We start from the raw sequence: 24,950 nt of genomic DNA, 5'->3' as shown, positions 1-24,950 counted from the left end.
GTGAACCTGTCCCGACTCGACCTCAATCTGGTCGTCGCCCTGCGCGCGCTGCTTGAGGAGCGCAACGTCACCCGGGCCGGCGAACGCATCGGACTGAGCCAGCCCGCCATGAGCGCGGCCCTGGCCCGCCTGCGCCGCCATTTCGACGACGAACTGCTCGCCCGGACCGGCAACGCCTACGAACTGACACCGCTCGGCGTCGCCCTGCGCGACCGCAGCGCCACCGCGTGCGAACTGCTGGAGCGGGTCTTCGCCAGCCAGGCCGACTTCGATCCGGCCGCGGAGACCCGCGAGTTCACCCTGCTCGCCTCGGACTACGGCGCCGCCGTCTTCGGCGCCGCGCTCGCCCGTGCCGTGCACCGGGAGGCGCCCGGTGTCCGGCTCGCCTTCCAGCACCCGGCGCCCAGCGTGGTGGAGAACACCGCGACCGTGCTGAGCACGGTCGACGGACTGCTGATGCCGCACGGCGTCATCGACGGCCTGCCCGCCGTCGACCTCTTCAGCGACCGCTGGCTGTGCATGGTCGCCGACGACCACCCCGAGGTCGGTGCCGAACTCGCCCTCGACCATCTGGCCCGGCTGCCCTGGGCCGTCTACCAGCGCCCCTACGACGCCCCGGCCGCCCGCCAGCTCAGCATGCTCGGCATCAGCCCGCGGGTGGAGGTCTCCGTGCAGACCTTCCAACTGCTGCCGCACATGGTCGAGGGCACCCGACGGATCGCGATGATCCAGGAACGCCTGGCCCGCAGGGCGGTCCGCTCCGCCGCGGTACGCGTCCTGCCCTGCCCCTTCGAGGCCGTACCGGTGCAGGAGGCGATGTGGTGGCATCCGGTGCACGCCCAGGACGCGGCCCACATCTGGCTGCGGCAGAAGGCCGCCGAGGTGGGCGCTGCCCTGACAGGTGGCGACGGGGAAGAGACCGCCTTCTCCGCGCCGCCTGTGGCGGCGCCCTAGGGGGTCGGTTCCGGCGGCGGTCGGCATCGTCCGCGAGCGGCCGCCCTACCGTGCATGCCCGGTAGGGCGCCTCGGTGGACCGTGCGGCGCAGGTCGGTCCGGACCGTGCGGCGCGGACCGGCCCGGACCGTGCGGCGCGGACCGGCCCGGACCGTGCGGCGCGGACCGGCCCGGACCGTGCGGCGCGGACCGGCCCGGGACGGTGGCCCCACCCGATTCACTACGGCGGCTGCCCCCGCCCGTACGCCTGCAATGCGCCCAGTGCCCAATTCCTTCGTTCGGCCGTACCGCTGATCTGCGCGCAGGAGCTGGACATCGCGGGCGCGATGGACTCGCGGTCGCTCAGGCCACCGGCTCCGGCAGCGGCCGGGTATCGACGACGCCCGCCCGGCGGCGGGTGACCAGCAGCCCGGCCGCGACGACAGCGGCGACCAGACCCAGCACCCCCACCGCTCCGGCGAGGCTCCCGACCGCCGATTCCACGGCCAGGAGCGCCAGGGGGCAGACGAACTCGCCACCGAAGAAGGCCGCCGTCCACAACCCGGTCCCACGACCGCGGTCCTCGAACGCCAGCCGCGACATGGCACTGGTGAGGAGGGCGGGAAGCAGCATGCCCGTGCCGACGCAGTTGATCACCGCTCCGACGACCAGCAGCGGGGCGCTGCCCGCCAGGAACATCACCGCGAAGCCGGCCGCGCAGAGCGCGAGGACGGCGGGCAGCATCGGGTCGGGGGAACGCTTCAGCCGGGCGAAGGTGACCGCACCGCCGACGGTGGCGGCACTGGCGATCGCGGTCGCCAGACCGATGACGCCGGAGTTCTGCACGCCGAGGTCGTCGAGCAGGTACGACATCTCGACCGGGACGGTATAGAACACCATCGCCCCGAAGAAGGTGAGGGCGCAGATGCCCGCCAGCCGCCGCCAAGGGAAGGGGCGACCGCCGTCCGCCTCGGCCGGGACCTCATCGGCGGCCGGACGGGCGGCCGCGTCGGGCAGAGCGGTCGCCATCAGCGGAGCGAGCACCAGGCTCACGGCGTAGACCCAGAAGGGCACGCGCCAGCCCGCCGAGCCGGCCGCGCCGCCGAGCACGAAGAAGGCGGTGGCCGACGCGGAGGCGCACATGGTCTGCAGGGCGAGGTACTTCACCCGGCGCGGACCGCTGTAGTAGTCGCCGATCAGCGTGGTGCAGCAGGTCATGATCGCGGCTTCGGCCACACCCACCAGGGCACGGCTGGCGATGATGGCGCCCAGGGACTCCAGGTACAGCGGGGCCGTTCCGAAGACGGCGTACAGCAGAGTCGCCACGATCAGCAGCCGTTTGCGGCCCAGCCGGTCCACGATCACCCCGGCGAACGGGGCCAGCAGTGCCAGGGCCAGCGCCGGAACGGTGAGCGCGAGGGGAACCAGCGCCTTGGCGCCGGGGGTCGACGCGAAGTGGTCCTGCATCTTCGGCAGCACGGGCGCGATCAGTACCGCCCCGAGGATCGGCAGACAGCTGCCCGCCATCAGCAGCGTCACGCGCAGCAGGTGGGCCGGGCCCGAGACGGGGACAGGCGACGCCGCGACGTCGTCGGCCGCAGTGGACGGCGGTGGGACGGAAGCAGGCATGGCGACTCCAGGGGACGGCGTGCGGAAGGGGACATGCCTGCCTGTGACGGGCGCCGACGGCGCGGGGCATGCCGGGGACGACCGCACGTCGGCCGCTGGTCCGGACATCGGCGTGCGGGTAGGGACGACTATGAGCCGCCCGCGACTTCGCTGCCATCCCCGGAGCGATCCGAATCCCGTATTCTGCTCATCCACGCCATGGATAACCTCACGGGAGATCACTGGTGGTGTGAGCGGCCGTGACGTGAACCACGGCTGGGGTGTGCCCCGACGGCCGACCGGACAGCGGGACACCGCCCGCGACAACCGAACCGCATCAGGAAGATCAAGAGGGCGACTCTCCGGCCGAGCCGGATGCGTGGGACTCCGTCAGGTCTTCACGTCGGTAGAACCGTCGCAGTAACGCAGCGCATCACACGCCGACGGACGAGCTTGTCGTCGGGAGCAAGTCAACCTGCGACGCTCTCGGTCGATTCTGTGACGACCACTGTGATCTGGTCGCCGACCTGGACGACATCTGATGGAGTCACCACCGGTGCCCAGGCAAGCTCGCGCAGATGAACCAGTCCTGAACCAGTCCCTCGATTCCGTCGGCGACCTGGACGAAGCCGCCGTACCTGGCCGAGCACATGAAGAGGTACGGCGAGTGCTCTACCCACGAGCTGGGCATCCGGCCGGACGCACACGCCCCGAAGCCGGACGCCGGCTTCGCCCCTCTACGCGGCGACGAGTCGGCGACCGAGGGGTTTTCGCGGGCCGCGTGCACGTGTCCCGAGTCGGTGGCCGTCAGATCATCGCTCCACCTGGTCGGGCGTGTGCTTCACCTCTCCGTGCGTCTCCGGGGGCTCCTGGTCCTTGGGTTCTTGCTCCTGCGCCCAGATGATCGCCCATTCGTCGAGCGGACGGAGGGCGTGCCTGAGTGCTGTGCCCAGCGGAGTGAGCTCGTAGCCATCGGCCGAGAGGGAGATGATCCCGCTCGATGTGAGTTCACGGAGGCGCTGGTAGAGGACGCTGGACGACAGCCCTTCGCACCTTGCCAGCAGCGCGCGGGCGCCGAGCGGTCCCGCGCGCAGCTCCCAGACGATGCGCAGCGCCCACCGGCGGCCGAACAGGTCCATCGCGGCCATGAGGGGACGGCCGGTCGTGGATCCACGAACAGGTGTTCCTGGGCGCGGCGTCGGCATACCCCTCCCTTGCGTTTCGTTATTCGAAACACTAGCATCCAGTCGGCGTTTCTGATTTCGAAACGACTCGACGGGAGAGCCGATGTCGCGGATAGCCCTGCTGGAACCGCCGTACACCGACCAGGCCCGCGCACTGCTCGCGCGCATGATGCCCGGGGAGGCCCCGCCGATCGGGCTGTTCCGGATGTTCGCCAGAAACATCCCGATGGCCGACGCCATGCACGGGTGGGGTCGCTACGAGTTGGGCAGACAGCTGACCCTGACCGTGCGGGAACGCGAGATCGTCATCGACCGGACGTGTGCGCTGTGCGGCTGCGAGTACGAGTGGGGTGTGCACATGATGACGTTCGCCGAGCGGGTCGGACTCACCCGCGAGCAGGCGGCGTCCCTGGTGCACGGCGGCGCCGCTGACCAGTGCTGGACGTCCGAGAGGGAACGGCTGCTCATCCTCGCTGTCGATGCGCTGCACGAGCGTTCCGACATCGACGACGCGCTGTGGAAACGGCTTGTGCCGTTCTTCGATGAACTCCAGCTGCTCGATCTGCTTCTGCTGTGCGGGTGGTACCACGCCGTCAGCTTCGCCGCCCGCGCCACCCGCATGCCGCACGAACCGGGCGCGCCGCGCTTCGCCGACTTCCTCTCCGTCCCGACCGGGACCAGCCGATGAGCACGGCCTGGAAGCACGCCGAGGCACGACAGGTCGTCGTGCACGAGTCGGTCGTCCCGTACCCCCAGCCCGCCCACCCTGATCCGGACGGAGGCCGTCGTGCACAAGTTGGTCGTCCTGTACTCCCAACCTGCCGACCCTGAACACTTCCGCGACTACTACGTGACCAACCACCTCCCGCTGATCATGAACTGGCCCGGCCTCCTTGCGTGGCGGTACAGCTTCGACGTGGCGGCGACCACGGGGGAAGCGGCGTATTTCGCGGTCTTCGAAGGCGACTTCGCCGACGCCGCCGCCATGGCCGCGGCGCGAGCGTCGCCGCACGGGCGGCGGGTGGCCGCCGATGTCGCCAACTACGCCACCGGCGGTGCGGTCGTCATCCACTATCCGGTGCGGGACGGCACCGGTTGAGACGGGCGGTTACGATCGGGGACCCGTTCGGTCGGCCGTTGGGGCCGTTCCCGGCTGTCGCCGGACGCCGTTCGCGGTTGCCGGTCAGTTGAGCGTCAGAGGTGGGCCGATGTCCTGGACCGGTGTCACGGTGGTTGATGCGTGTGTGCGGCGTGACGGCCGGGGCGGCAGCCCCACGGCCGACACCGACGACGACCCGGCGGCGACGGACGCGGACCGGTGTGCGGTCGCTGCCGCGGCCGGCACCTCGCACGCGGCGTTCCTCGGCCCGGAGCGGACGCCGGACGGCGGCTGGCCCGTCCGGTTCTTCACCGCCACCGGCGAACTGTCCGGCTGCGGCCACGGCACCGTCGCCGCGCAGGCCGTCCGGTTGACCCGCACCGCGCGGGGCGAGCTGAACGACCGCCAGCACACCGGCGGCCGCACGTTCGACACCGTCGCGATCCGCCGCCCCGCCGGCATCGAGGTGTGGTTCGACCAGGGCCTCGTCGCGCTGCGGCACCCGGAACCTGAGGAGCGCGCCGCGATCGTCGCCGCGATCGGGCTCACCGAGGACGATCGGCATCCGACGGACGCGCCACGGATCGCCGCGCCCGGCGCACCGCGCATGCTGGTACCGGTCCAGGACCGGTCGGCGCTGCTCGGAGTCCGCCCACACCTCGGCAGGCTGGCAGAGGCGTGCCGCCGGTACGGGCTTCTCGGCTGTTTCGTGTACGTACCGCCGGTGGACGACCGGCCGGGTGCGGCGCGGATGTTCGCGCCGGCGATCGGTGTCGACGAGGACGTGGCCAACGCCAACAGCACCGGCTGCCTGGCCGCCCACCTGCTCGACGCGACTGGGGCGCGGACGATCGCGATCGAGGTGGAGCAGGGCGACAGCCTCGGTCGGCCGGCCAGCGTGCTCGCTTCGGCCCGACGCGGTCCGGCGGGCATCGCGACCCGGGTCGGCGGGTTGGCGGTGGTCCGCGGTTCTCACACATGAGCAGGTGGCAGTCCGACTGCCCTACGTGTGACGGGCCGGCCGGGAGCACGCGCCGCACCTGGGGTGTGCGAGGCCCCGTAGGGGGCCGGCGCGGAACGGCGGTCGTCGGGCTCTGCCCTCTGGTTGTGTTGCCCTCTGACACGTGTCATTTCGGGCTCGCCGCGCCTCCGTCGAAGCACTCCCTGCCGGGAGATCCGAGGGAGGGGTAGTAGCACGCGCGCAGGTGGGAGGGGTGCGGGGCGGCGATCATGGTGGTTGTCGTCACTTCGTCGCCGGCCGGCCGTGCTGTTTCGTCGACGCTCTGCTCGCGCGCGTCCGGGCCGGTGATCTCGACGCGAAAGCCAGAGTGCGTGGGCGAGACGCGGATCCACCCGGCCCGGCAGCTCGGGCTGAGCCGGATTTCGAGCCGGGTGCCGTCGGCCGCCGTGTGGGACGCCAGGGTGACCGGATCCTCGCACGCCGTCGTGCGCGGGTTCCGCCCCTCGCACGAGCGCAGTTGACAGATCGGCGGGCGGGCGGCCGACTGAGAGGCGGCGGTGCGAGATGCATAGCTGACGGCGGCGGGCACCACCATGGCACTGCACAGGAGGACCACCGCGACCGCAGTGCTCGTGGGGCGCTGGTCGATCACGGCGGATGCCGCCAGCAGCACTCTGCGGGTGCGGCTGACGCGTTGTACCGCGGACGGCCCTTCACGTACGGGGCTGTCGAGCCCAGAGATACCGTCGTCGGAACCGGGCGGGGACGCCGAGCCCGAGACAGCGGGCGTTGGGTGCCCGCGTCCGCTCCAGGCCGCGTCCGCCAGCGCCCACTGCGTCAGGAGTTCGTCCTCTGCCTCGTCAACTGCCCTGCACAGGGCCTGGACGGCATGCCGGGGCGGGAACTGCTTGCCGTTGAGGTAGCGTTCCCAGGACGACCTGCTGATGGCTGTCGCCTGCGCCAGGTCGGCGAGGGTGAAGCCGCTGCCGTCCTTGAGGTCGCGCATACAGGTGACGAGACGTGAGCAGGCTGCGGGCAGATCCTGCGGAAGCCGTTGCCGGCGAGGCGAAGAGTACGCCAATTCCGCGCTCCTTCCCCGTCCTCTTCTATTCCACATGCCGTAACAACGCCCACGTCTGCTCGCCGACCACCCCGTCTGCTGTTACGTGGTCCAGCCGCTGCAACCGTCTGACCTCCGTCTCGGTGTGTGCGCCGAAGTACCCGTCGACGTCTCCGGGTGAGAGTTTGTGACGCCGAAGCAGGCACTGCACTTCCGCGGCGTCGGGGCCCGTCGTATTGAGCATGACCAAGCGGGACGTGGTGGTGCTGTTACCGGCGAACAACTGGTCGCCGCGCCGGGTGTACGTGCAGGTGTATTTTCCTACCCCTCCCCCACCGGCCGTCCGGGGCGGATCCTGCCATGGAGCGGTGATCAACAAGACCGAGCCGATCGCGGAAAGCAGCAGCGCGCCCGCGGCAACGGACAGCGCCGCCACCCGGATCTTCGGACCGGGATCCCTCTCCCGTGTGCTCGACCCGTTCTCCGCCGTCATCCCAGCTGCGGTCCAGGTCCTTTCCGCGGCGTCCCGCAGTGCCAGCAACGACGCGACGTCTGCGCCGGCCCGCACGGCCAGCGCCTCGACAGCGGCTTGTGGTGGCAGCACTTTGCCGTTCAGATAGCGCTCCCAGGATGAACTGCTGAAAGGCGTCTTGGCCTGGAGCGATTTCAGGCTGAGCCCGCTGTGATCCTTGAGCCGGCGCAACTCCACCACGAGTTGCCGCGTATGCGGATCAAGAGACTCAGGCAGTGCCCTCCATTTCACCGCGCCTCCCCGGCTCCTTCGTGAGTTGCGGAACGTCCGCGCCGTCAGACCGGCATGAGTCTCCCCTCGTTCAGCCGCGCGCATGGCCCATACCGTCCGGCAGACCTCTTTCATGTGCTCGATTCGGTCATCGCCGCAAACGGTACGGGAAGCCTGTTTCTTTCCCGGGAATCGTCCCGCCGGCCGCATCTGCGCAGGTCACAGGGAGAGACGTCCCGAGACGTCTCACGTCGCCCTGCACGCCGGACAAGGTGCCCTGCCCATCGGGCACGCTCGTGTCGCCCGTCCGGCAGCCGATCCCGCGAGCCGCTCAGAGGTCGCGCCTGCCGGCGTCCGGGCTGACCGAATCTCCACCTGCGCGCCCGCCGCACCAGGCGGCGGCACACTGCCCGGAAGGGGAACCGAATGCGGCCCCATGTTCTGTCGAGGACACTCGTCAGCGTCACTGCCGTGGCCGGCCTTGCCGCCGGAGGCCTTGCGGCTGCGGGCGTCGGCTACGCGGCGTCCGCACCCGCCTCGGAGCAGTTCACGAGTTCGGGGACTGCCGCCGCGCTCTCCAGCACCAACTGGGGCCTGAATACCGAACAGGCCCGCGGAGTCCAGTGCTGGCTGCACAACAACGAATGGGGCTACGACGGCCCGTACGACGGGCTGCTGGGCACCAACAGCTGGAAAGCGCTGCAGCGTTATCTCACATTCAACGGCTGGTACACCGGTCCGATCGACGGAACTGTCGGCAGCGGCACGGTGAAGGGATTCCAGAAGCTCCTCAGGAACTGGGGTTACTACACCGGTGCGGTCGACGGAATTGTCGGGCCAGGAACCGAGGGGGCGTTCAGCAGGTGGGCCGACTACGTCGGGGAAGAGTGCTAGCCCACCCGGATCGATCACAGCGGGGAGGACATTCATCAGGCGTGCCCTGCGGTCCGCCTGACCGCTGCGGAGCACCGCAGACCGCCGTCATACGCAAGCGACCCCGAGGAGGGAAGGAATTGCCGAACCCACGAGCACTTCGCCGGACGGCCGTGACGGGCGCGGCCCTGGTGGGCGCCCTGACGGGACTGGTCGGCACGGCCGGCGCCTCGACCACCGCAGGCTGGATCGGATACGGCTACGCGAACACGCACGACGGGGTGGTGTGTGTCCAAGAGGCCATAGACAACTCGCCTGCTCCCGCCCATGTGACCGTCGATGGTGTGTTCGGTCCCCAGACCTACTCGGGCATCAGGACCTTCCAGCAGTGGTGGAACCAGACCGGCGAATCCCCGCACCTGAGTGTGGACGGCGTCGTCGGTCCACAGACCGGGGACCAGATGCTCGGCTACGTCGGCGCGGGCTGCTACCTGTACGTCCCCAGCACCGACTGACCGCCGTACGCCGGAGCCCGGCCGGAGGGGTGTCCCCGGCCGCTCTCCTCCTCGAAGAAGCACTCCATTTGACGAAAGGACGCACATGACCGGCTCGACACGTCTCCTCCTCGCGACGGGGGCAGCCCTCACGGTCTTCCTCGGAGGCAGCGCCGGAGCAGCCTCGGCAGCTGCGTCGGCGCACTCCTCGGCCACGGCCGCGCGGCCCCTCGCTCACGGGACGGCGTCCACGCCGTTGCGGCCGGACAGCCGCTGCCTGGTGTGGTGGAAGGAGACGACCAACTACGCCGGCATGACGGCCGGATACTCGTGGGCCTGGAACGTCACGGTCTACCCCGGGGCGAGTGGGGACAGGGTCAAGGAGATCCAGTGTCTCACCGACTACCACGGGCAGGGACCCAGTGCGCTCGACGGCGTCTACGGGCCCGACACGGTCGCGGCAGTGAAGCGTGTGCAGGCACGCTGCCAGTTCCCCCCGTCGCAGCAGGACGGCATCGTCGGCCCGCAGACGTGGGGTTGCCTGCGGATCGAGGAGTGAGTTCCCGCCGGGACCCAAGGTGGTGAGGGCTGGCTTCGCACGGGTGCCGTGCGCCGGTCAGCCCGGCCCGGGTGTCCCACTCGGGCGGCCGGTAGCCGTCGCGCGGGTTGACTCACTCATCGCTGACACAGGACGGTCACGCCGCTCCTTCCTCCTGGCTGCGGTGACGCTCTACGGCGCGATGCGGTGGTAGGGCAGACGGGCGGCGCCCGCGCAGTGAGGAGCGAGGGTGCGGACGGCGGGGAGGAAACGGGCAAGGAATACGGCGCGGCCGCCGTGGCCGGCCGGCAGCGTCTCCGCCCGTGCCCAGACAGCAGGCGGAATGCGGCGGCCCGCCGGGTCCGGACGCTTCGTCGGCTGAGGTGATGGTGCAGGCCTTCGACACGTTCGGGCTGCCGCGTGTAGACGGGTGCACCTGTGGAGCGGTCACCGTGGGCTTGACCGGTGGGCCGCCAGGCGGTCGCGCGCCTCGGTGTAGGTGTCGGTGTCGATCTCTCCCGAGGCGTAGCGACGGTCGAGGATCTCCTCCGGGGTCTCCCGGTACTCGTGGCCTTCCCAGCCGCGGCCGCGACCTGAGGCGCCCCCGGAGGCACCGTGGGTCAGGCGGATCACTGCCCACACGGCGAGGGCGATCAGCGCGATCCCCAGCAGGGGCGCGAAGGCCATCCATGCCCAGCCGCCATCCCAGTAGTACATCACCGGGCCCCCTTCCAAGTGCAAGGTTCGAACAGTGTCCTATGTGTTCAGGGTGGCCTCGGCCGGGCGCGGCCCCCAAGGGCTCCTCGGCCCTGTTCCTGGACCACTCGGCCTTTCTTGCCGCGCTCGCGCACGGGGTCAGGGGGCGAGGGAGAAGTAGTTCTCCTCCTCCTGGGTGAAGTGCAGGCGCAGGACGGTGTTGAGGCCGTAGAGGCAGGAGCGCAGGTCGTCCAGTTGTTCGGGGGCCAGGCCGCCGTCAGAGTGGGCCAGTTGCAGGTGGGTGGCGATGCGGCGGGAGAGGCGTTCGATCTCGGTGTGGGCGCGGCTCATGGTGGCGGTGGCCTCGGGGCCGCCGAGGGTCGGCGCGAGAGCGGGGTAGAGCTCGTGTTCCTCGGCGTACTCGTGCGGAAGGAGACGCTCGGTGAGCAGCCGGTGTGTCTCCTCGACGGCCGTCAGAGCCTGGGGCCCGGGGGTGTCCGAGAGGCGGTCGGCGGCGTCGCGGACGGCTTCCAGGACGTCCTGGAGGTCGGCGTGTTCGGCGGCGAAGCGGTGGACGAGGGCTTCGGCGACGGGGGTGAGGGCTGGTCGTGCGGTCTGGTCGACGCGCAGGGCGCGCAGGGCGTTGAGGATGACGGCGACGTCGATGCCCTCCTGCAGCAGGGCGCCGGCGGCGGGCGGCAGGAGACCCGCGGCGGCCACGCCCATGGCGGCCAGGGACATCAGCATGCCGCCGAGGGCGCTCTGGACGGCGATGTGCCGGGAGCGCTGGGCGATGGCGACGGCGTCGGCGAGGCGGTCGACGCGGTCGGTGGTCAGGACGATGTCGGCTGCTTCGGAGGAGGCGGTGGAGCCACGGGCGCCCATGGCGACACCGATGTCGGCCGCGGCCAGGGCGGGCGCGTCGTTGACTCCGTCGCCGACCATGACGGTGACCGCACGCTCGCGCTCGGCGCGTACGACCGCGACCTTGTCCGCCGGGCTGAGTTCGGCACGTACGTCGTCGAGTCCGAGGACGGCCGCGACCTCGTGGGCCGGCGCGGCCCGGTCGCCGGTGAGCATCAGCAGCCGGTTGATTCCCGCTGCCCGCAGGTGACGCAGGGTGCGCGGGGCGTCGTGGCGCAGGGGGTCGCGCAGCAGTACGGCGCCTGCCAGGTGTTCGTCGACGGTGAGCCAGGCGACGGCCGCGCCGTCGAGGAGGGCGCGGTTGTCGGCCGCCTCGGCCCAGGGCGGCCGGTCGTCGCCGGAATCGACACGGCCGACGGTGACCCGGTGTCCGTCCACCGCCCCGGTGGCGCCCCGGCCTGCCTCCTCGGTGACGTTCGCCGGGACCGACAGCTCCAGGGTGCGTTCCCAGGCGGTGTCCACGATGGCCCGGGCCAGGACGTGCGGCGAATACTGGTCGAGTGAGGCCGCCAGGCGGAGGACCTCGACAGGCGTGAAACCGGGGGCGGCGACGACGTCGAGGACTCGGGGGCGTCCCCGGGTGAGCGTGCCGGTCTTGTCCATCAGGAGGGTGCGGGCGCGGCCGAGGTTCTCCAGTGCACCGCCGTCGCGGATGACGACGCCGAGGCGGGAGGCGCGGGAGAGGCCGGAGACGATAGCGACCGGGGCGGCCAGCAGCAGCGGGCACGGGGTGGCGACCACCAGGACCGCGACGGCGCGCACGGCGGATCCGCTGACCAGCCATGCCAGTCCCGCCACCACCAGGGACAACGGGAGGAACCAGGCCGCGTAGCGGTCGGCCAGCCGTACCACGGGCGCGGACTCGGCGCCGGCCTGCTGGGCCAGCCGTACGATCCCGGCATAGGTGCTGTCCTGCTCGGTGGCCGTGGCGCGCAGTGCGAAGGCGCCTCCGGCGTTGACACCACCGCTGCGCACCGTCTCGCCCTGACCGCGCTGGACCTGGAGGGGCTCGCCGGTGAGCACCGACTCGTCGAGGACGGCGGTGGTGCCCTCCACGCGGCCGTCGACCGGAACCACCTCGCCGGGGCCGACGACAAGCAGGTCACCGACGGCGACCTCGGCCAGCGGGACCGTGGTCACTTCCGTGCCGGTGCGCCGACGGGCCGAGCGGGGCGCGTGCTCCAGCAGGGCACGCAGGTCGTGGGAGGCGCGTCGCTGGGCCGCGGCCTCCAGGGTGCGGCCGGTGGCCAGCATCAGCGCGATCAGCGCACCGGCCAGGTACTCGTGGACCGCCAGGGTGCCGCCGAGGGCGAGGACTGCGATCAGGTCCACCCCTGCGTGACCGTGCCGCAGAGCCACGAGCACCCACCCCACAGCGGGGACGACGGCCGACACGGTGCCCAGCCCCCACAAGAGATCGGCCAGCCGGCCGGCCCCCGTGAGCCAGGCGATGCCGCCAGCGGCCAGGGCGGCCGCGGTGACCGCCAGGAGGGCGGGTTCGAGCCGTGCGGACACGGCTGCGGTCAGGCGGCGCAGCCGTGTCGCGTGGGTGGCGGGTCCGTGGTTCATGGCGTGCCTCAGTCCTCCGGCGCGACGTCCATCGGGTGCCATCGGGTTCCATCGGGTTCCATCGGGTTCACTCCCCTCCATGACATCGCGCCGCTCGGTGTCGTGGAAAGGGACGTTGGGCCCTGCTTGGGGGCCGGACAGCCGGTGCAGACGTGACTGGCCATGACCGTCCCAGGTCGGTGGGAAGAGCCGAGGCGGTGTGCGTCAGGCGACGGTGATGCCGTCGTCGAGGTAGACGTCCTGGACGGCATGGAGGAGTTCGATGCCCTCGGCGGTGGGGCGTTGGAAGGCTTTGCGGCCGGTGATGAGGCCGGTGCCGCCGGCCCGCTTGTTGATGACCGCGGTGCGTACCGCCTGAGCCAGGTCGCCTTGGCCGGCTGAGGCGCCGCCGCTGTTGATGAGGCCGACGCGACCCATGTAGCAGTTGGCGACCTGCCAGCGCGTGAGGTCGATCGGATGGTCGGTGGTGAGCCTGTCGTACAGCAGCGGGTGGGTCTTGCCGAAGCCCAGGGCGCGGTAGCCGCCGTTGTTCTCCGCCTGTTTCTGTTTGACGATGTCGGCCTCGATGGTCACGCCGAGGTGGTTGGCCTGGCCGGTGAGGTCGGCGGACACCGCGTAGTCCACGCCGTCCTTCTTGAAGGCCGAGTTGCGCAGATAGCACCACAGCACTGTGAACATGCCCAGTTCGTGGGCGCGGGCGAAGACCTCGCTCGCCTCCCGCAGCTGGCGGTCGGACGCTTCCGAGCCGAAGTAGACCGTGGCGCCGACGCCTGCCGCGCCGAGGTCGAAGCACTGCTGGACGTCGCCGAACATGATCTGGTCGTAGTGGTTCGGGTAGGTCAGCAGCTCGTTGTGGTTGAGCTTCACGATGAACGGGATGCGGTGCGCGTAGCGCCGCGACACCGCTCCGAGCACGCCGAGTGTGCTGGCGACCGCGTTGCAGCCGCCTTCGACGGCGAGTTCGACGATGTTCGCGGGGTCGAGGTAGCGGGGGTTCGGGGCGAACGCCGACGCCGCGGAGTGCTCGATGCCCTGGTCGACCGGCAGGACGGACACGTATCCGGTGCCGGCCAGCCGTCCGTGGTCGAAGAGTGCCTGCAGGTTGCGCAGCACCCGGGGTGGGCGGTCGGTCCCGGCCACGACACGGTCGACGAAGTCGGGGCCGGGCAGCACCAGGTCTTCCCTAGGGATCCCCTCGGAGGTGTGGGTCAGCAGGTCCTTGCACTCGTCGCCCAGCAGTTCCTGGATGTCGGTCATGGTCTCCGCCTCTCCGATCCTGCGCGATGCCGTGGAGACGGCGGCGCACATGCCGGGCGGCGGAGCGTGCCACCACACGGCGGCGGCCGCGTCGCGGGTTCCCTGTCCATCATCCGCTCGGGACGTCAGTGGGGCAGAGCCGGTCGGGTCCTTCGCCGAGGCCGAACGGCCCACGAGCGGGCGCATGTCCGGCCTGCCGGGACGTGCAGCATCCCACCGCTCCTTCCCCACACGGCTGCTCAGAGCCGTTGTGCATACCGTCGCACGGGCGCAGGTTCCCGGCTCGACGGCGAAGGCCGGTGGGCGGATCCCTGAGCGCATGGTGGTCCACGGACCGCTCGCGTGTCAGGCCGCTCCGCTCCTTACTGATCGGCCGCGGTGATCCGGCGCCCGGTCAGGCTCGTCGGCCGGATCGAGACCCACATCTCCCGCACACCGCCCGGCCAGGGCGTGGTGTGCGCCCGCCCGACCAGTCCGGACACCGTCTCCGGATCCGTCACCGCGCTCGCGGGGCCGACGGCCAGCACGCTCCAGCCCTGGCTCATCGCCTCGTCCACGTGATCGACCTCGAAGGCCACCTCCGTCTCGACAGCTGCCGCGGGCACGGAGCCGGGCGCGGTCCGGAAGACGATGGCGTCGTCGACGACCTCGTAGTTGACCGGGACGACCGCCGGGCGGCCGTCGGACCCGGCCACTGCGATGCGCCCCACACCGTGGGTGGACAGCAGGGCGCGGCACTCCTTCTCGTCGAGGTCCCGCAGCCGCGGGTGGAGCAGGGCACGGCCCTGGCCAGGCGGGAGCGCCATGCCTCCGCCGCGCAGGTCGGTGACCGAGGTGCCCAGTGCGGCCGCGAGCCTGATCAGAGCCGCCACGGACGGGTCGGCGGGCTGCTCCTCCAGGTAGGCCAGGTAGTCGGGGGCCATCCGGGCGCGGCGGGCGGTTTCCGCGCGACTGAGCCCCTGCCTGCGGCGTTCAGCTGCCACACGCCGTCCGACGTCGCCGGGATTGGCCGTCCCGGCCGGGAGTGCCGTCTGCGCCGTGTCCGCACCCGGCTGTGGCTCGCGGCCGGTGACGAGCTCTCCGTGCTCCAGGTGGTGGATGTGGGCGTCGGGGCCGGGGAACACGAGCGTCACCTCGTCCGTGTCCGACCAGCGCACGTCGTAGGGGGGTGTGCCGTCCTCGTGATGGAGTCCGACGATCTCGCCGTCGCGCCTGGCGGCACCGGTCGCCGGGCTTTCGATGACGAGCTGGTCGCCGAGGTGAGCTCGCATGATCGCCGCCCTCTCCGCAGAAATCCGCTGTGTCCGACCTGCCATGGGGGTCCTGCCCCCGCACGGGGCAGGGCTCCGGGTCCGCTGGGCGGCCCGTGCTCGGGCGGCACGACACGCCGTCGAGCGGTGGAGGGGCCAAGCCGTGGAACGGCGCCCGCCGGGACGCGTCGGCTGCCGCGGGACGGCACCCGGCGTGCTCCTTCCGGTCCCTGATGCCGCGTACGCCGGGAATCAGATGGACCATCCGGCGGTCGGCCGTGTACTCGGCTCGGTTCCGGCCACGCCCTGGATGTCCCGGTCGGCGATGTTCAGCAGCTGTTGGGCGAGGTCGTTCATGGCCCTGCCCGCCGCCAGTTCGTCACCGATCTCCGGCACGTTCGCGTCCGCGGGGTTGCAGTGCGCGATCCCCTCCCCGGCCAGTTCCGTGGTGCCGGTGTCCAGGACCACGTGGGCCTTGGTGGTTCCGTCGTCCTCCTCGAAGAGGTGAAGGTGCACCTTCCACTCGCCTGTGTGCGGCATCGCTTGCTCCTCGGTTCGGTGCGGATCGCCTGGGCGGTCGCCGTCGCGACCCGGACACGGTCGGTCTCAGGACGGGTGGACGTGTGGCCGACAACGGACAGCCGCACGGCTCCACCGCTTCTCCCACCGTCGAACGGAACCGGCCCATGTCACAGGGCCGAAGGTCCCTGCGAGCCCGACGTTCGGCCCTGGAGGTCGAGCGGGACTCAGTGTCCCGGAGGACCGCGCACTTGTGCGGAGGCCGTTGTGCCGTCCTTTCGACGTTGTCCTCGGACACTGCCCTGCGGACCACCGCGACGGCAGCCTCCGTCATCACGTCACGGCGTGATGACGGCCGCTCCGTGCCGTCTCCACCCAGTCGGGCGAACAGTCATGTCAGTCCACCGCTTCCGTAGGGGGCGTACAGATCGAGCAGGCGGAACCGGGAGGCATGCAGTCGGCCGGCGAGCACCCGGCCGACCCAGACGGCGATCGCCCGGCCGAACTCCGCGTCCTGGGCGCACAGTGACCGCACCGCCCCGGCGTCGAATTCCCAGGCCCTCACCGGGCTCGTCGCCTCGGCGCCGAGCTGCCAGACATACGGCGGGAAGTGCCACGACCAGCCCACGAGCTCACCCTGTCCAAGGGTTTCGATCACGGCGGGACGACGTCCGGGCACATGCAGGTCCAGCGCGACGGTGCCGGTGCGCACGACCCAGAAACGGTCGGCATGCCGGCCCTCCTCGAAAAGACGGGTTCCAGCCGCGAAGGAGACCTCGCGGGCGAGCCGCAGCAGCCGGTCGCGGTGCGCGGGCTCAAGAACCCTGGTCATGGTGGTGGCGGAGGTCATCGCACAGGCTCCCTTCGGCAGAGCACGTACTCCCAGCCTGGGTGCATCCAGTGGGGGCCACCACTGACCGATGCGGGCCTGCGGGGCAGGGCCGCGGACGACTGGTCTTACGTCCGCCGGGTGACGGCCGCCAAGGAGGCGGGCGTCTGCGACCTCCGGTACGCCGACGGGAGCCCCACCTCTCGATCCAAGGGTGGACGGCTTCACTCCGGTCGGACCGCGGTTGCTGGACGCGCGCCGACTGGACCCGGCCGCTCTGCGGCCACGGGCCTGGGTGCTCGCCGAGTCGGCGGATGCGAGGTCAGCGCTCGGGCGAGCCAGGGCGGGTGCGTCCCACGCCGGTCGTCGAGGATGCGCCCGTCGCGTTGGTACCGCCCTCCCACGGTACTGGTCGTCGGCACCGCGGCCGGGGCGGGTTCGCCTGCGCCCCTGCTCGGCTCCGTCAGCCGACACGTGCAGCACGCGACCTGCCCGGTCGTGATCGTGCGGTTCGGGAAGAAGTGACCGAAGATGACCGGCTACTGGAAGGCCGCGTGGATCTCGTGTTCCGTCGCCTCGTGCGACACCAGCAGGAGTTCGTCGCCGGGCAGCAGCCTCACCTCGGGGCCGGGGCCCGCTTGGCGATCGGGCTGATGACGAGATCGTCCTCGTCGCGGCCGGTCGCGGCGATGACGAGATCGCAGCTCAACGCGTCGGCATGCTCCAGGAATGAGGCGTCACAGGCGTCACCGGCCACCGGGCGCGCCCGGGGCACGTGAGCGAGTGCGGCCAGCCGCGCGTCGTCCTGCTCGACGATGGTGACGTCGTTGCCCGCGGCGGCGAGCACCTGGGCGATCTGCGAGCCGAGCCGGCCCGCTGCGGCGATGAGGACCCTCACGTTCCCAGCTCCTTGTCGAGGAAGCCGCGCAGCCGGCCGAGCGCGGCCAGGGATGCGTGGGTGGGCAGCAGGGAGCGTCCGGCGCGGGTGGTCTCCACGACGCGGATCTCGCCGTCGACCTCGAAGGCGGTCAGGGGGCGCCCGGTCAGCCAGTCCGGCAGTGCGGAGCGGACCAGGAGGGTCTCGCCGTTGCCGAAGGCCAGTTTCGGGGTGAGGTGGCGGTGCAGCCGCATCTGATGGATCCGGCTGACAGGCACCGCGCCGTCGGCGCGCATGACCGGGAGCCCGCGTGCCTCCATGGGCGCAGGGCTCCCCAGGCCGCCCGCAGGTCGTCGTCCGTGCCGACGGTGACCACTCGCGCCGGCATCACCAGGTCCGTGCGCGCCTCCCGGCCAGGGCTGCCCGCCGCGCGGCGAGGGCGCCGTGGTGGCGTCCGCCACGAGCGCCCCGACGCTGCTCGTGCCGATGTCCGTGGCGCCACGACGGGCTCCCTCCGCGTTCTCCGCTGACGAGCGCCGTTCTCACGACCGGGTCGGAACGGCGATGACAGGACAGCGGGCGTGATGCAGCACACCCTGGCTGACCGAGCCCAGGAGCATGCCGGTGAAGCCGCCGCGGCCCCGGGTGCCCACCACCAGGCCGAGCGCGTGGGCCGAGGCTTCGGTGAGCGCCTGCACCGGGTGGCCCACGACCAGCTCGTGCCGCAGGTCGACCTCCGGATAGCGGGCCCGGCGGCCGGCCACGGTCTCGGAGAGCAGTCGGCGGCACTCCTGCTGGGACTCGTACTCGTCGAAGATCCTCAGGTGGCCCAGCTGCCACACGTACAGCGCGCGCACCTCGGCACCGCGCAGCGCGGCCTCCTGGAACGCCAGGTCGACCGCGGCGGCGGAGTGCTCGCTGCCGTCGACGCCGACCACGTAGTACGCCGGCTCCTGGCTGACGTGCTCCGGCTCAGGCACGACGACCACCGGGCAGCGGGCGTGTGCCATGACGGGCAGGGCGACCGAGGCGGAGCCGAACACCTCCTGGGCCCGGCTCAGATGCCGTGAACCCAGCACCACGGCCGTGGCGCCGCTGCTCTGCTCGCGCAGCACCCACGCCGGCTCGCCCTCGCTGAGCACGGCGTCGACCTCGACCTCGGGATGCCGGACCGCGACGAAGTCCACGGCGTCGGCGAGCGACTGTTTGCCCCCCTGGTGCAGTTCCTCGTTCCACTCCTCCCAGGACGGCGGAACCTCGCCTCCCCGGTGGCCTCGGGTCGGTACGCCCTCGGCGCGGACCACGCGCAGCGGAAGGTGCCGCCGGGCCGCCTCGTCAGCCGCCCAGGCGAGCGCCGTCCGGTGGGCGTGGTCCGCGTCGAGGCCGACCACGATCGGCCGGTCGTCACTCGGTGCGGGCGTGGTCATGGTGGTCGCCTCCTCGCTACGGCGGGGCGGGATGTGCCTCGTGATCTCATGCAAGCCCCGGCCCGTGCGGTGTGCCAGGGGCCATTGGTCCCGGGGCGGAAACCGGTCGGCCTCACCAGCCCGGTCAGGCGGAGGCGGCGGCTCGGGACAGGAACCGGTCCTCGGTCTCGGCGCGCACCCGCGCGGTCAGCTCCGCCAGTGCCTGGGACCGGACGGGCCTGGCCGGTACGGGATCCTCGGTCCGGAGTGCGGGGTCCGGCAGCTCCGCGAGGTCGGCGCGGAGGCGCTCACGGGCGTCCTGCCAGCGGTCCGGCGGCGTCCAGGACGGCGCGCGCCCTGCGGGCGAGGGCGCCGAGGTCGGCACTGTACAGGCGGACAGCGCAGCCGGGACCGCGCCGCAGGTCGTTGAAGTCCAGGGCCGGCTCCAGGCCGACGGCGACCAGGAAGCCTCGGCCGGGCGGCAGGTCACGGACGAAGCTCCAGTCTGGACCCGGGCGCCCCGGAGAGAAGGGACCTCAGGGACCTGGACAGGGACTGTTCGGCCCCACCGCGGACGGCCCGCGCGCGGTGGACTGGAGGTGTCGGCAGACACGACCAGTGCCGAGGAGGTACGACGATGGGCACACTGACACGCAGGCAGAGGTTCCCGTTCCCGGACATGCCGGAGTGGTTCGAGACCTTTCCCAGCAAGCTGACGATGCCCGCGGTCCGGATCGAGGACTACACGCAGGACGATCGCTATGTCCTGCGCGCCGAACTGCCGGGCATGTCCCCCGAGGACATCGACGTCGTCATCGGCGACGGAGTGCTGACGGTCGAGGCCGAACGCACCGAACGGGACATCGACAAGAGCCACAGCGAGATCCGGTACGGGGCGATGAGCCGCAGCGTGACCCTGCCGTCCGGCGCCGACGAGAACGACGTCAAGGCCGACTACACCGACGGCATGCTGACCGTCAGCGTGGGTCTCGGCGCCGAGAAGGCCGAGGCCAGGCACGTCGAGATCCAGCACCGCGGCTGACGGCACGCGTTCCTCTTCCGGCGGGCCCCGGGCGGGCCCGCCGTCGCGCGTCCCGTCCCGGTCACCGCCCGCTCCTCGATGCCGCCCAGCGCCGCCGTACGGCTTCCTCGTGCTCGGCTTCCTCCAGGGCCAGTTCCACCGCCGCGAGTTCGCCGCGGAGCCGGGGGATCCAGTGCCGGCGCAGGGCGCGGACCCGCTGCCGGGTGCGATCCGCCTCGGCGGCGAGGAGGTCGGCGGCGGCCTGGTGGGCGGCGTGCTCGGCGGCGGCCCGGACCGCGGCGCGGTACGCCGTCTCGGCGTGCGCGAGAGCGGTGTTGGGCGGAGTCGGTTCCGCCGATGAGCGGACGGGATCCGTCCAGGACACGGCCGCGGGGTGCCGTACGCCCATGAGCGCGTCCCAGGCGACGTCGACGCGGGCCCGGTCCGCCGGTACCGCCTGGGCCAGCGCCGATTCGCCGCCGAGCAGCACGCCGCGCACCAGCCAGGTGTCGGCTTCGGCCAGCCGCTGCCGCCACACCGCGCCGGCTTCCTGGGCCGCACGCCGTGCCACACGCTCCCGGTCCAGCAGCAGCCGAAGCTTGCGTTCGAGGAGATCCGCTCCCCGCAGCGCGGTGGCGAGGCTGCGGCGCAGGCGCAGCCGGCCGGCCCGGCCGGCCGGTATGCGGCCGCCACGCCCGCTCACGGTGCCTCCTGCTGCGGGGCACGATGCGCGTCGAGCAGCTTTGCCGGGAGCATGCCGAGCTGGCTGCGCGGCAGCGTCAGCAGCACGTCCCAGGCGCGGTCCAGGGAGTCGTCCAGGGTGCGGTTCTCGTCCGTGGCCTGGGCGAGGAACCGCTGCCGGAAGGCGTCCTCCAGGTCCAGGTGGCGCAGGTCGGCGGGGCTGAGCGCGGGGCGGCCGATCAGGTCGGCGAGTTCCCGCACCTGCCGGGACCGGGCCAGCGCGGCGAGCAGTTGCGCGGCCACGTCAGGGTGGTCGGCGCGCGTCCGCCCCTTCCCGGCGCCCTTGCGCATCAGCCGGGACAGCGAGGCCAGCGGGTCGACGGGCGGATACGTACCGGCCGCGTGCACCTCGGCGGAGAGCACGATCTGCCCCTCCGTGATGTAGCCGGTGAGGTCGGGTACGGGGTGGGTGATGTCGCCGGCCGGCATGGTGAGCACCGGAAGGACGGTCACCGATCCCGGCCTGTCCCGGATCCGGCCGCAGCGCTCGTAGAGGGAGGCGAGGTCGCTGTAGAGGTAGCCGGGGTAGGCCCGGCGGGCGGGGATCTCGCCCCGCGCGGCGGACACCTCGCGCAGCGCCTCGGAGTAGGCCGTCATGTCCGTCATCACCACCAGGACGTGGCGGCCCTCGGCGAACGCCAGGTGCTCGGCGACCGTGAGCGCGAGCCTCGGGGTCAGCAGCCGTTCGATGACCGGGTCGTCGGCGGTGTTGAGGAGCAGGACCAGCTCCCGGGCGGCCGAGCGCTCCGCCAGCCCGGCACGGACGAACGCCGCGTCGGCGTGGGTGAGTCCCATTCCGGCGAAGACCACGGCGAACGCCTCTCCGGCGCAGGTCGCCTGGGCCGCGATCTGCACCGCGAGCTCCAGGTGCGGCAGCCCGGCCGCGGAGAACACCGGGAGCTTCTGGCCGCGCACCAGGGTGGTGAGGACGTCCACGGCGCTCACCCCGGTCAGCACCGGCTCGTTCGGGGGCTCGCGGCGCACCGGGTTGATCGGCGCGCCGCCGGCCGCCGCGTAGGTGCCGCTCAGCACCGGCGGGCCACCGTCGGCCGGTTCGCCCCGCCCGTTGCACACCCGGCCCAGCCACCCGGAGCCGACGGGGACGCGCAGCGGGGAGCCGGAGAAGGCGACGCGGGTGCCGGCCCGGTCCATGCCGGTGGTGTCCTCCAGGACCTGCACCACGGCGAGCTCCCGGTCCACGTCCAGCACCAGCCCGTGCCGTCGTTCACCCGAGTCCAGTGTGATCGTGGCGAACTCGTCCCACCCGACGCCCCGCACACCCTCCAGGACCACCAGGGGGCCGCGCAGTTCCCGCACCCCGGTGTACTCGACGTCCGCGAACCCGCTCATGCCGCAGCCTCCGCCAGCCGGGCCAGCACCGTGTCGCGGGCCGCCGCCACCGGGGCGGTCTGCGCCGGGCCCGCGGTCTCGCGGGCCCGCAGCAGCGGGGTGAAGTCGACCGCCTCGACGGCGTCTGCCGTGGTGCCGGAGTCCACCAGGTCCAGGCACCGGTCGATCACCGTCAGCGTGGCCTCCACCAGGGCCGCCGTCTTCTCCGGCGCGCTGTAGGCGTCGGCCGGGGACAGGGCGCTCTGCTGGACCACGGCCTCGCGCAGCAGTCGGCCGCCGAGCACGCTGATCCGCTCGCGCGGGGGCAGAGCCGTGATGCCGACCAGTTCGACCAGGTCGGCCAGCCGGTCCGCCTCGGCGAGCAGCCGCGCGACCCGCCCTCGCCGGGCCGCCCAGTCCGGGTCTCCGGCCCGTGCGTGGGCGGCGGCGAGGGCGGGGGCGTCCCGGGAGAAGGAGTCCGTCCAGGAGACGGCCGGGTAGTGGCGGGCGTAGGCGAGTTCGCGCTCCAGGCTCCACAGGCACCTCACGAAGCGTTCGGTGTGCGCGGTGACCGGCTCGGTGCGGTCGCCGCCCGGCGGGGAGACGGCGCCGAGGACCGTGACGGACCCGGTGGCGCCGCCGAGCGTGCGCACGGCCGCCGCCCGCTCGTAGAACGCGGCCAGTTGCGAGGCCAGGCTCGCCGGATACCCCTCCTCGGCGGGGAGTTCGCCCATCCGGGACGCGAACTCCCGCAGTGCCTCCGCCCACCGGGACGTGGAGTCCGCGATGACGACGACGTCGAGTCCCATGTCCCGGAAGTACTCGGCGACCGTGACCCCCGTGTGCACGCTCGCCTCCCGGGCCATCATCGGCATGTTCGAGGTGTTCGCGACCGTCACCGTGCGCTCCGACAGCCGGCCGCCGGTACGCGGGTCCGACAGCTCCGCCAGCTCCTCGATGACATCGGCCATCTCGTTGCCGCGTTCACCGCAGCCGACGTAGACGATGACGTCGGCGTCGCACCACTTGGCGATCTGCTGGAGCAGCATCGTCTTGCCGGTGCCGAATCCGCCGGGCACGGCGACCGTGCTGCCCCTGGCCACCGGGAAGAGCAGGTCGACGGCCCGCTGCCCGGTGTGCAGCGGCAGTTCGGACGGCAACCGCGCGGCCATGGGGCGCGGCCTGCGTACCGGCCAGCTCTGCGCCATGCGCACCTCGTGCCCGCCCACGGCGGCGAGTGCGGTGTCGGCGGTGTACTCACCCGCGGCCGCGACGTCGCTCACCACGCCGGACAGGCCGGGCGGCACGAGCACCCGCAGGGCCACGGCCGCCGCGATGTCTCCGAGAGCATCACCGGCCGCCACTCGCGCGCCCGCGGCCACCCGCGGCTCGAACGGCCACCGGCGCGGGTCCGGAGCACCGGACGGCCCGCCGGTCAGCAGCAGATCCCCCGCATCGGACAGCGGCCGCAGCAGGCCGTCGAAGACACCCCCGAGCAGCCCGGGGCCGAGCCGTACCGACAGCGGGTGGCCCTGCGGTTCTGCGGGGTGCCCCGGTGCCAGTCCGCCCGTGTACTCGTACGCCTGGACGGTGGCCGTGTCTCCGTGGACGGCGACCACTTCGCCCGGCAGCCGGGCGGTTCCCAGCAGCACCAGGTCGTGCATGGCCGCGGAGGCCGGGCACTCCGTCTCGACCAGGGGCCCGGCGACCCGCAGGATCCTCGACGACGGGACCGTCATGGCCCGGACCACAGGCTCTCGATCCGGGCACCCATGCGTTCCAGGGAGCGGTCGGCGAGGGTGTCCGCGGACAGGTCGAGGCGGCGTCCTGGCACGTCGGCGGTGATGCCGCCACCTGGCACAGCCGTGATCCGCGCGTCCGCTCCCAGCAGCGCCCGAGCGATCTCGACGAGACGGCCTTCCGGGTTCCTCCCTTCGGACGGCACCGGCCGTGCGCCGGGACGCGCTGACCGGGTTGCGAGGCTCGTGTCGGTCTCGGCCCGGGCTCCGGGTTCCCGGCCCGGCGGGACCGTCTCCCCGCACCACCCGGTCGGTGCGGCATCCTCGGTCAGCGCGTGCCGCAGTCCGGCTCGCACTCCGGCCCGCAGATCCGCGTAGACCTCGGCGCGCGCGACGAGTTCCCTGCGCCAGGCTTCCTCGGCCGCCCGTACCCGCTCCCGGGCGGCGGCCGCTCGCCCGTCTCCGGTGCCCAGCTCCCGTGCCTGGGCGAGCACTCGCTCGGCGTCGGCGTGTGCGGCGCGCAGGGTCTCGGCCGCGTCCGCGCGCGCCTGTTCCACGGCGGCCTCGGCCTCGGCCCGGGCGGCTCGCAGCAGTTCGGAGCGGACCGGGTCCAGCTCGTCCGCGGGTGCCGTCATGGGGGCATCACCACCGTCAGCGGCCTCGCCGGGTCCGGCTCGGTGAGCTCGGCGCGGAGCGTCTCCGCCGCCGACGCGGTCAGGATCACCAGACCGACGGGACCGGGGAGTTCCCGCCAGGCGCGGCGGACGGCGTCCGGGTCCTCCGCGGCCAGCACCGAGACCCCGGCCAGGGCCAGCCCGGCCACGCTCGTCCGCGCCCCGATGGCGGCCACCGTCCCCATGGTCACGCCTTTCCGATCAGCAGGATCGCGACCACCAGCCCGTACACCGCGATGCCCTCGGCCAGGCCGACGATCACCATCGCCCGGCCGAACATCTCCGGCCGCTCGCTCAGCGCGGCGAGCGCCGCGGCCCCCGTGTAGGCGACCGCGATGGCAGCGCCCAGGGAGGCGCCGGCCACCGCGATGGCGGCTCCGATCAGCGCGGAGCCGTTGACGCCGCCGCCCGCGACTGCGGTCTGCGCCGATGCCTGAGCCGGGCCCGTGAGCGCCGTGGCCAGGACGGCGCACGCGCCCGCGAGCAGGGCCAGGTTCGTCGCCAGCAGCCAGCGGAAGGCGTGCTTGGCCCGACGCCGCCGCAGCAGCCGTACGGCGCCGAGCACCGCCCCCAGGACCGGCAGCACGATCAGCCAGGCGAGCATGGGATCACCTTCGTAGGAACAGG

At 72.3% G+C, this 24,950-nt stretch carries 28 protein-coding genes and 1 pseudogene; 8 read left to right on the top strand and 21 right to left on the bottom strand.

Annotated features, from left to right (window positions below):
- Positions 1–954: a LysR family transcriptional regulator gene (locus AB0M11_RS16705; protein ID WP_365705936.1), complete on the top strand. Its 954-nt coding sequence runs from the start codon at positions 1–3 to the stop codon at positions 952–954.
- Positions 955–1,296: 342 nt separating this feature from the next.
- Here AB0M11_RS16705 and AB0M11_RS16700 read toward each other — a convergent pair whose 3' ends face one another.
- The 3 genes from AB0M11_RS16700 to AB0M11_RS16690 all read right to left on the bottom strand — a co-directional run bounded on the left by AB0M11_RS16700 (position 1,297) and on the right by AB0M11_RS16690 (position 3,689).
- Positions 1,297–2,562, bottom strand: a complete 1,266-nt coding sequence (locus AB0M11_RS16700; RefSeq protein WP_365705934.1) for an MFS transporter — start codon at positions 2,560–2,562, stop codon at positions 1,297–1,299.
- 449 nt (positions 2,563–3,011) lie between these two features.
- The gene (locus AB0M11_RS16695; RefSeq protein WP_365706009.1) at positions 3,012–3,092 is read right to left on the bottom strand and encodes a hypothetical protein; all 81 of its coding nucleotides are present in this window, start codon (positions 3,090–3,092) and stop codon (positions 3,012–3,014) included.
- A 261-nt stretch (positions 3,093–3,353) separates the two neighbouring features.
- Positions 3,354–3,689: a helix-turn-helix domain-containing protein gene (locus AB0M11_RS16690; protein ID WP_365705932.1), complete on the bottom strand. Its 336-nt coding sequence runs from the start codon at positions 3,687–3,689 to the stop codon at positions 3,354–3,356.
- A 139-nt stretch (positions 3,690–3,828) separates the two neighbouring features.
- On the opposite strand from AB0M11_RS16690, the gene AB0M11_RS16685 reads away from it, so the two are divergent.
- The 3 genes from AB0M11_RS16685 to AB0M11_RS16675 all read left to right on the top strand — a co-directional run bounded on the left by AB0M11_RS16685 (position 3,829) and on the right by AB0M11_RS16675 (position 5,806).
- Positions 3,829–4,413: a carboxymuconolactone decarboxylase family protein gene (locus AB0M11_RS16685; protein ID WP_365705930.1), complete on the top strand. Its 585-nt coding sequence runs from the start codon at positions 3,829–3,831 to the stop codon at positions 4,411–4,413.
- Positions 4,414–4,512: 99 nt separating this feature from the next.
- Positions 4,513–4,824 carry an EthD family reductase gene (locus tag AB0M11_RS16680; RefSeq protein WP_365705928.1) on the top strand — a complete coding sequence of 104 codons (312 nt, stop codon included), beginning with the start codon at positions 4,513–4,515 and terminating at the stop codon, positions 4,822–4,824.
- Between the two features lie 109 nt (positions 4,825–4,933).
- The gene (locus tag AB0M11_RS16675) at positions 4,934–5,806 is read left to right on the top strand and encodes a PhzF family phenazine biosynthesis isomerase (protein WP_365705926.1); all 873 of its coding nucleotides are present in this window, start codon (positions 4,934–4,936) and stop codon (positions 5,804–5,806) included.
- A gap of 145 nt (positions 5,807–5,951) precedes the next feature.
- Here the strand turns inward: AB0M11_RS16675 and AB0M11_RS16670 are convergent, their stop codons facing one another.
- Together AB0M11_RS16670 and AB0M11_RS16665 are read right to left on the bottom strand one after the other, a co-directional pair.
- The gene (locus AB0M11_RS16670; protein WP_365705924.1) at positions 5,952–6,791 is read right to left on the bottom strand and encodes a DUF2690 domain-containing protein; all 840 of its coding nucleotides are present in this window, start codon (positions 6,789–6,791) and stop codon (positions 5,952–5,954) included.
- Positions 6,792–6,891: 100 nt separating this feature from the next.
- Positions 6,892–7,557: a peptidoglycan-binding protein gene (locus AB0M11_RS16665; RefSeq protein ID WP_365705922.1), complete on the bottom strand. Its 666-nt coding sequence runs from the start codon at positions 7,555–7,557 to the stop codon at positions 6,892–6,894.
- Between the two features lie 456 nt (positions 7,558–8,013).
- On the opposite strand from AB0M11_RS16665, the gene AB0M11_RS16660 reads away from it, so the two are divergent.
- The 3 genes from AB0M11_RS16660 to AB0M11_RS16650 all read left to right on the top strand — a co-directional run bounded on the left by AB0M11_RS16660 (position 8,014) and on the right by AB0M11_RS16650 (position 9,513).
- Positions 8,014–8,481 carry a peptidoglycan-binding domain-containing protein gene (locus AB0M11_RS16660; RefSeq protein WP_365705920.1) on the top strand — a complete coding sequence of 156 codons (468 nt, stop codon included), beginning with the start codon at positions 8,014–8,016 and terminating at the stop codon, positions 8,479–8,481.
- A gap of 119 nt (positions 8,482–8,600) precedes the next feature.
- Positions 8,601–8,975 carry a peptidoglycan-binding domain-containing protein gene (locus AB0M11_RS16655; protein ID WP_365705918.1) on the top strand — a complete coding sequence of 125 codons (375 nt, stop codon included), beginning with the start codon at positions 8,601–8,603 and terminating at the stop codon, positions 8,973–8,975.
- 85 nt (positions 8,976–9,060) lie between these two features.
- A complete protein-coding gene (locus AB0M11_RS16650) occupies positions 9,061–9,513 on the top strand; it encodes a peptidoglycan-binding domain-containing protein (protein ID WP_365705916.1) in 453 nt (150 codons plus the stop codon).
- 426 nt (positions 9,514–9,939) lie between these two features.
- Here AB0M11_RS16650 and AB0M11_RS16645 read toward each other — a convergent pair whose 3' ends face one another.
- The 10 genes and pseudogenes from AB0M11_RS16645 to AB0M11_RS16600 all read right to left on the bottom strand — a co-directional run bounded on the left by AB0M11_RS16645 (position 9,940) and on the right by AB0M11_RS16600 (position 19,204).
- On the bottom strand, positions 9,940–10,209 hold the full coding sequence (locus AB0M11_RS16645) for an SHOCT domain-containing protein (protein ID WP_365705914.1): 270 nt from the start codon (positions 10,207–10,209) through the stop codon (positions 9,940–9,942).
- A gap of 138 nt (positions 10,210–10,347) precedes the next feature.
- A complete protein-coding gene (locus AB0M11_RS16640) occupies positions 10,348–12,681 on the bottom strand; it encodes a heavy metal translocating P-type ATPase (protein WP_365705911.1) in 2,334 nt (777 codons plus the stop codon).
- A gap of 204 nt (positions 12,682–12,885) precedes the next feature.
- A complete protein-coding gene (locus AB0M11_RS16635; RefSeq protein WP_365705909.1) occupies positions 12,886–13,938 on the bottom strand; it encodes a class I fructose-bisphosphate aldolase in 1,053 nt (350 codons plus the stop codon).
- Between the two features lie 362 nt (positions 13,939–14,300).
- Positions 14,301–15,209, bottom strand: coding sequence for a pyridoxamine 5'-phosphate oxidase family protein (locus AB0M11_RS16630; RefSeq protein WP_365705907.1), 909 nt, complete (start codon positions 15,207–15,209; stop codon positions 14,301–14,303).
- 231 nt (positions 15,210–15,440) lie between these two features.
- Positions 15,441–15,728 (bottom strand): DUF1876 domain-containing protein, encoded by a 288-nt coding sequence (locus AB0M11_RS16625; RefSeq protein ID WP_365705905.1) that lies wholly within the window; start codon positions 15,726–15,728, stop codon positions 15,441–15,443.
- Positions 15,729–16,098: 370 nt separating this feature from the next.
- Positions 16,099–16,557 (bottom strand): cyclic nucleotide-binding domain-containing protein, encoded by a 459-nt coding sequence (locus tag AB0M11_RS16620; RefSeq protein WP_365705903.1) that lies wholly within the window; start codon positions 16,555–16,557, stop codon positions 16,099–16,101.
- Positions 16,558–17,152: 595 nt separating this feature from the next.
- Positions 17,153–17,434, bottom strand: a complete 282-nt coding sequence (locus AB0M11_RS16615) for an NAD-binding protein (RefSeq protein ID WP_365705901.1) — start codon at positions 17,432–17,434, stop codon at positions 17,153–17,155.
- Positions 17,431–17,685, bottom strand: a pseudogene (locus AB0M11_RS16610) (TrkA family potassium uptake protein); the annotation flags it as partial. The pseudogene AB0M11_RS16610 and the gene AB0M11_RS16615, both read right to left, overlap by 4 nt.
- 270 nt (positions 17,686–17,955) lie before the next feature.
- A complete protein-coding gene (locus AB0M11_RS16605) occupies positions 17,956–18,840 on the bottom strand; it encodes a universal stress protein (protein ID WP_365705899.1) in 885 nt (294 codons plus the stop codon).
- Between the two features lie 124 nt (positions 18,841–18,964).
- Complete coding sequence (locus AB0M11_RS16600) at positions 18,965–19,204, bottom strand: hypothetical protein (protein ID WP_365705897.1); 240 nt, start codon at positions 19,202–19,204, stop codon at positions 18,965–18,967.
- A gap of 252 nt (positions 19,205–19,456) precedes the next feature.
- Between AB0M11_RS16600 and AB0M11_RS16595 the strand changes: the two genes are divergently transcribed.
- On the top strand, positions 19,457–19,861 hold the full coding sequence (locus AB0M11_RS16595; RefSeq protein WP_365705895.1) for an Hsp20/alpha crystallin family protein: 405 nt from the start codon (positions 19,457–19,459) through the stop codon (positions 19,859–19,861).
- A gap of 61 nt (positions 19,862–19,922) precedes the next feature.
- Here the strand turns inward: AB0M11_RS16595 and AB0M11_RS16590 are convergent, their stop codons facing one another.
- Genes AB0M11_RS16590 through AB0M11_RS16565 form a run of 6 tightly spaced genes read right to left on the bottom strand, consistent with a single transcriptional unit; the run spans position 19,923 to position 24,927 of the window.
- Entirely contained in the window at positions 19,923–20,543 is a 621-nt protein-coding gene (locus tag AB0M11_RS16590) for a V-type ATP synthase subunit D (protein ID WP_365705893.1), read from the bottom strand.
- Positions 20,540–21,931: a V-type ATP synthase subunit B gene (locus AB0M11_RS16585; protein WP_365705891.1), complete on the bottom strand. Its 1,392-nt coding sequence runs from the start codon at positions 21,929–21,931 to the stop codon at positions 20,540–20,542. Before AB0M11_RS16585 ends, AB0M11_RS16590 begins: the two co-directional genes overlap by 4 nt.
- Positions 21,928–23,649, bottom strand: a complete 1,722-nt coding sequence (locus AB0M11_RS16580; RefSeq protein WP_365705889.1) for a V-type ATP synthase subunit A — start codon at positions 23,647–23,649, stop codon at positions 21,928–21,930. The genes AB0M11_RS16585 and AB0M11_RS16580 overlap by 4 nt, the downstream gene beginning before the upstream one ends.
- A complete protein-coding gene (locus tag AB0M11_RS16575; protein WP_365705887.1) occupies positions 23,646–24,284 on the bottom strand; it encodes a hypothetical protein in 639 nt (212 codons plus the stop codon). The genes AB0M11_RS16580 and AB0M11_RS16575 overlap by 4 nt, the downstream gene beginning before the upstream one ends.
- Positions 24,281–24,508 carry a V-type ATP synthase subunit F gene (locus AB0M11_RS16570; protein WP_365705885.1) on the bottom strand — a complete coding sequence of 76 codons (228 nt, stop codon included), beginning with the start codon at positions 24,506–24,508 and terminating at the stop codon, positions 24,281–24,283. Before AB0M11_RS16570 ends, AB0M11_RS16575 begins: the two co-directional genes overlap by 4 nt.
- Before the next feature lie 2 nt (positions 24,509–24,510).
- Positions 24,511–24,927, bottom strand: a complete 417-nt coding sequence (locus AB0M11_RS16565) for an ATP synthase subunit C (protein ID WP_365705883.1) — start codon at positions 24,925–24,927, stop codon at positions 24,511–24,513.
- Between the last annotated feature and the right edge of the window lie 23 nt (positions 24,928–24,950).

The sequence above is a fragment of the Streptomyces sp. NPDC051987 genome (assembly GCF_040680735.1).
Taxonomy (GTDB): Bacteria; Actinomycetota; Actinomycetes; order Streptomycetales; family Streptomycetaceae; genus Streptomyces.
The sequence above is the reverse complement of the archived record's forward strand: the minus strand, read 5'-3'. Positions and strand labels throughout refer to the sequence as shown.

Coding starts and splice junctions, on each gene's coding strand:
- AB0M11_RS16660 (WP_365705920.1), top strand. CDS start 8,014: ATGCGGCCCCATGTTCTGTCGAGGACACTCGTCAGCGTCACTGCCGTG.
- AB0M11_RS16580 (WP_365705889.1), bottom strand. CDS start 23,649: ATGACGGTCCCGTCGTCGAGGATCCTGCGGGTCGCCGGGCCCCTGGTC.
- AB0M11_RS16565 (WP_365705883.1), bottom strand. CDS start 24,927: ATGCTCGCCTGGCTGATCGTGCTGCCGGTCCTGGGGGCGGTGCTCGGC.
- AB0M11_RS16625 (WP_365705905.1), bottom strand. CDS start 15,728: ATGCCGCACACAGGCGAGTGGAAGGTGCACCTTCACCTCTTCGAGGAG.
- AB0M11_RS16635 (WP_365705909.1), bottom strand. CDS start 13,938: ATGACCGACATCCAGGAACTGCTGGGCGACGAGTGCAAGGACCTGCTG.
- AB0M11_RS16670 (WP_365705924.1), bottom strand. CDS start 6,791: ATGCGCGACCTCAAGGACGGCAGCGGCTTCACCCTCGCCGACCTGGCG.
- AB0M11_RS16700 (WP_365705934.1), bottom strand. CDS start 2,562: ATGCCTGCTTCCGTCCCACCGCCGTCCACTGCGGCCGACGACGTCGCG.
- AB0M11_RS16585 (WP_365705891.1), bottom strand. CDS start 21,931: ATGAGCGGGTTCGCGGACGTCGAGTACACCGGGGTGCGGGAACTGCGC.
- AB0M11_RS16650 (WP_365705916.1), top strand. CDS start 9,061: ATGACCGGCTCGACACGTCTCCTCCTCGCGACGGGGGCAGCCCTCACG.
- AB0M11_RS16685 (WP_365705930.1), top strand. CDS start 3,829: ATGTCGCGGATAGCCCTGCTGGAACCGCCGTACACCGACCAGGCCCGC.
- AB0M11_RS16690 (WP_365705932.1), bottom strand. CDS start 3,689: ATGGCCGCGATGGACCTGTTCGGCCGCCGGTGGGCGCTGCGCATCGTC.
- AB0M11_RS16570 (WP_365705885.1), bottom strand. CDS start 24,508: ATGGGGACGGTGGCCGCCATCGGGGCGCGGACGAGCGTGGCCGGGCTG.
- AB0M11_RS16630 (WP_365705907.1), bottom strand. CDS start 15,209: ATGCGAGCTCACCTCGGCGACCAGCTCGTCATCGAAAGCCCGGCGACC.
- AB0M11_RS16645 (WP_365705914.1), bottom strand. CDS start 10,209: ATGTACTACTGGGATGGCGGCTGGGCATGGATGGCCTTCGCGCCCCTG.
- AB0M11_RS16640 (WP_365705911.1), bottom strand. CDS start 12,681: ATGAACCACGGACCCGCCACCCACGCGACACGGCTGCGCCGCCTGACC.
- AB0M11_RS16675 (WP_365705926.1), top strand. CDS start 4,934: ATGTCCTGGACCGGTGTCACGGTGGTTGATGCGTGTGTGCGGCGTGAC.
- AB0M11_RS16575 (WP_365705887.1), bottom strand. CDS start 24,284: ATGACGGCACCCGCGGACGAGCTGGACCCGGTCCGCTCCGAACTGCTG.
- AB0M11_RS16620 (WP_365705903.1), bottom strand. CDS start 16,557: ATGACCTCCGCCACCACCATGACCAGGGTTCTTGAGCCCGCGCACCGC.
- AB0M11_RS16595 (WP_365705895.1), top strand. CDS start 19,457: ATGGGCACACTGACACGCAGGCAGAGGTTCCCGTTCCCGGACATGCCG.
- AB0M11_RS16605 (WP_365705899.1), bottom strand. CDS start 18,840: ATGACCACGCCCGCACCGAGTGACGACCGGCCGATCGTGGTCGGCCTC.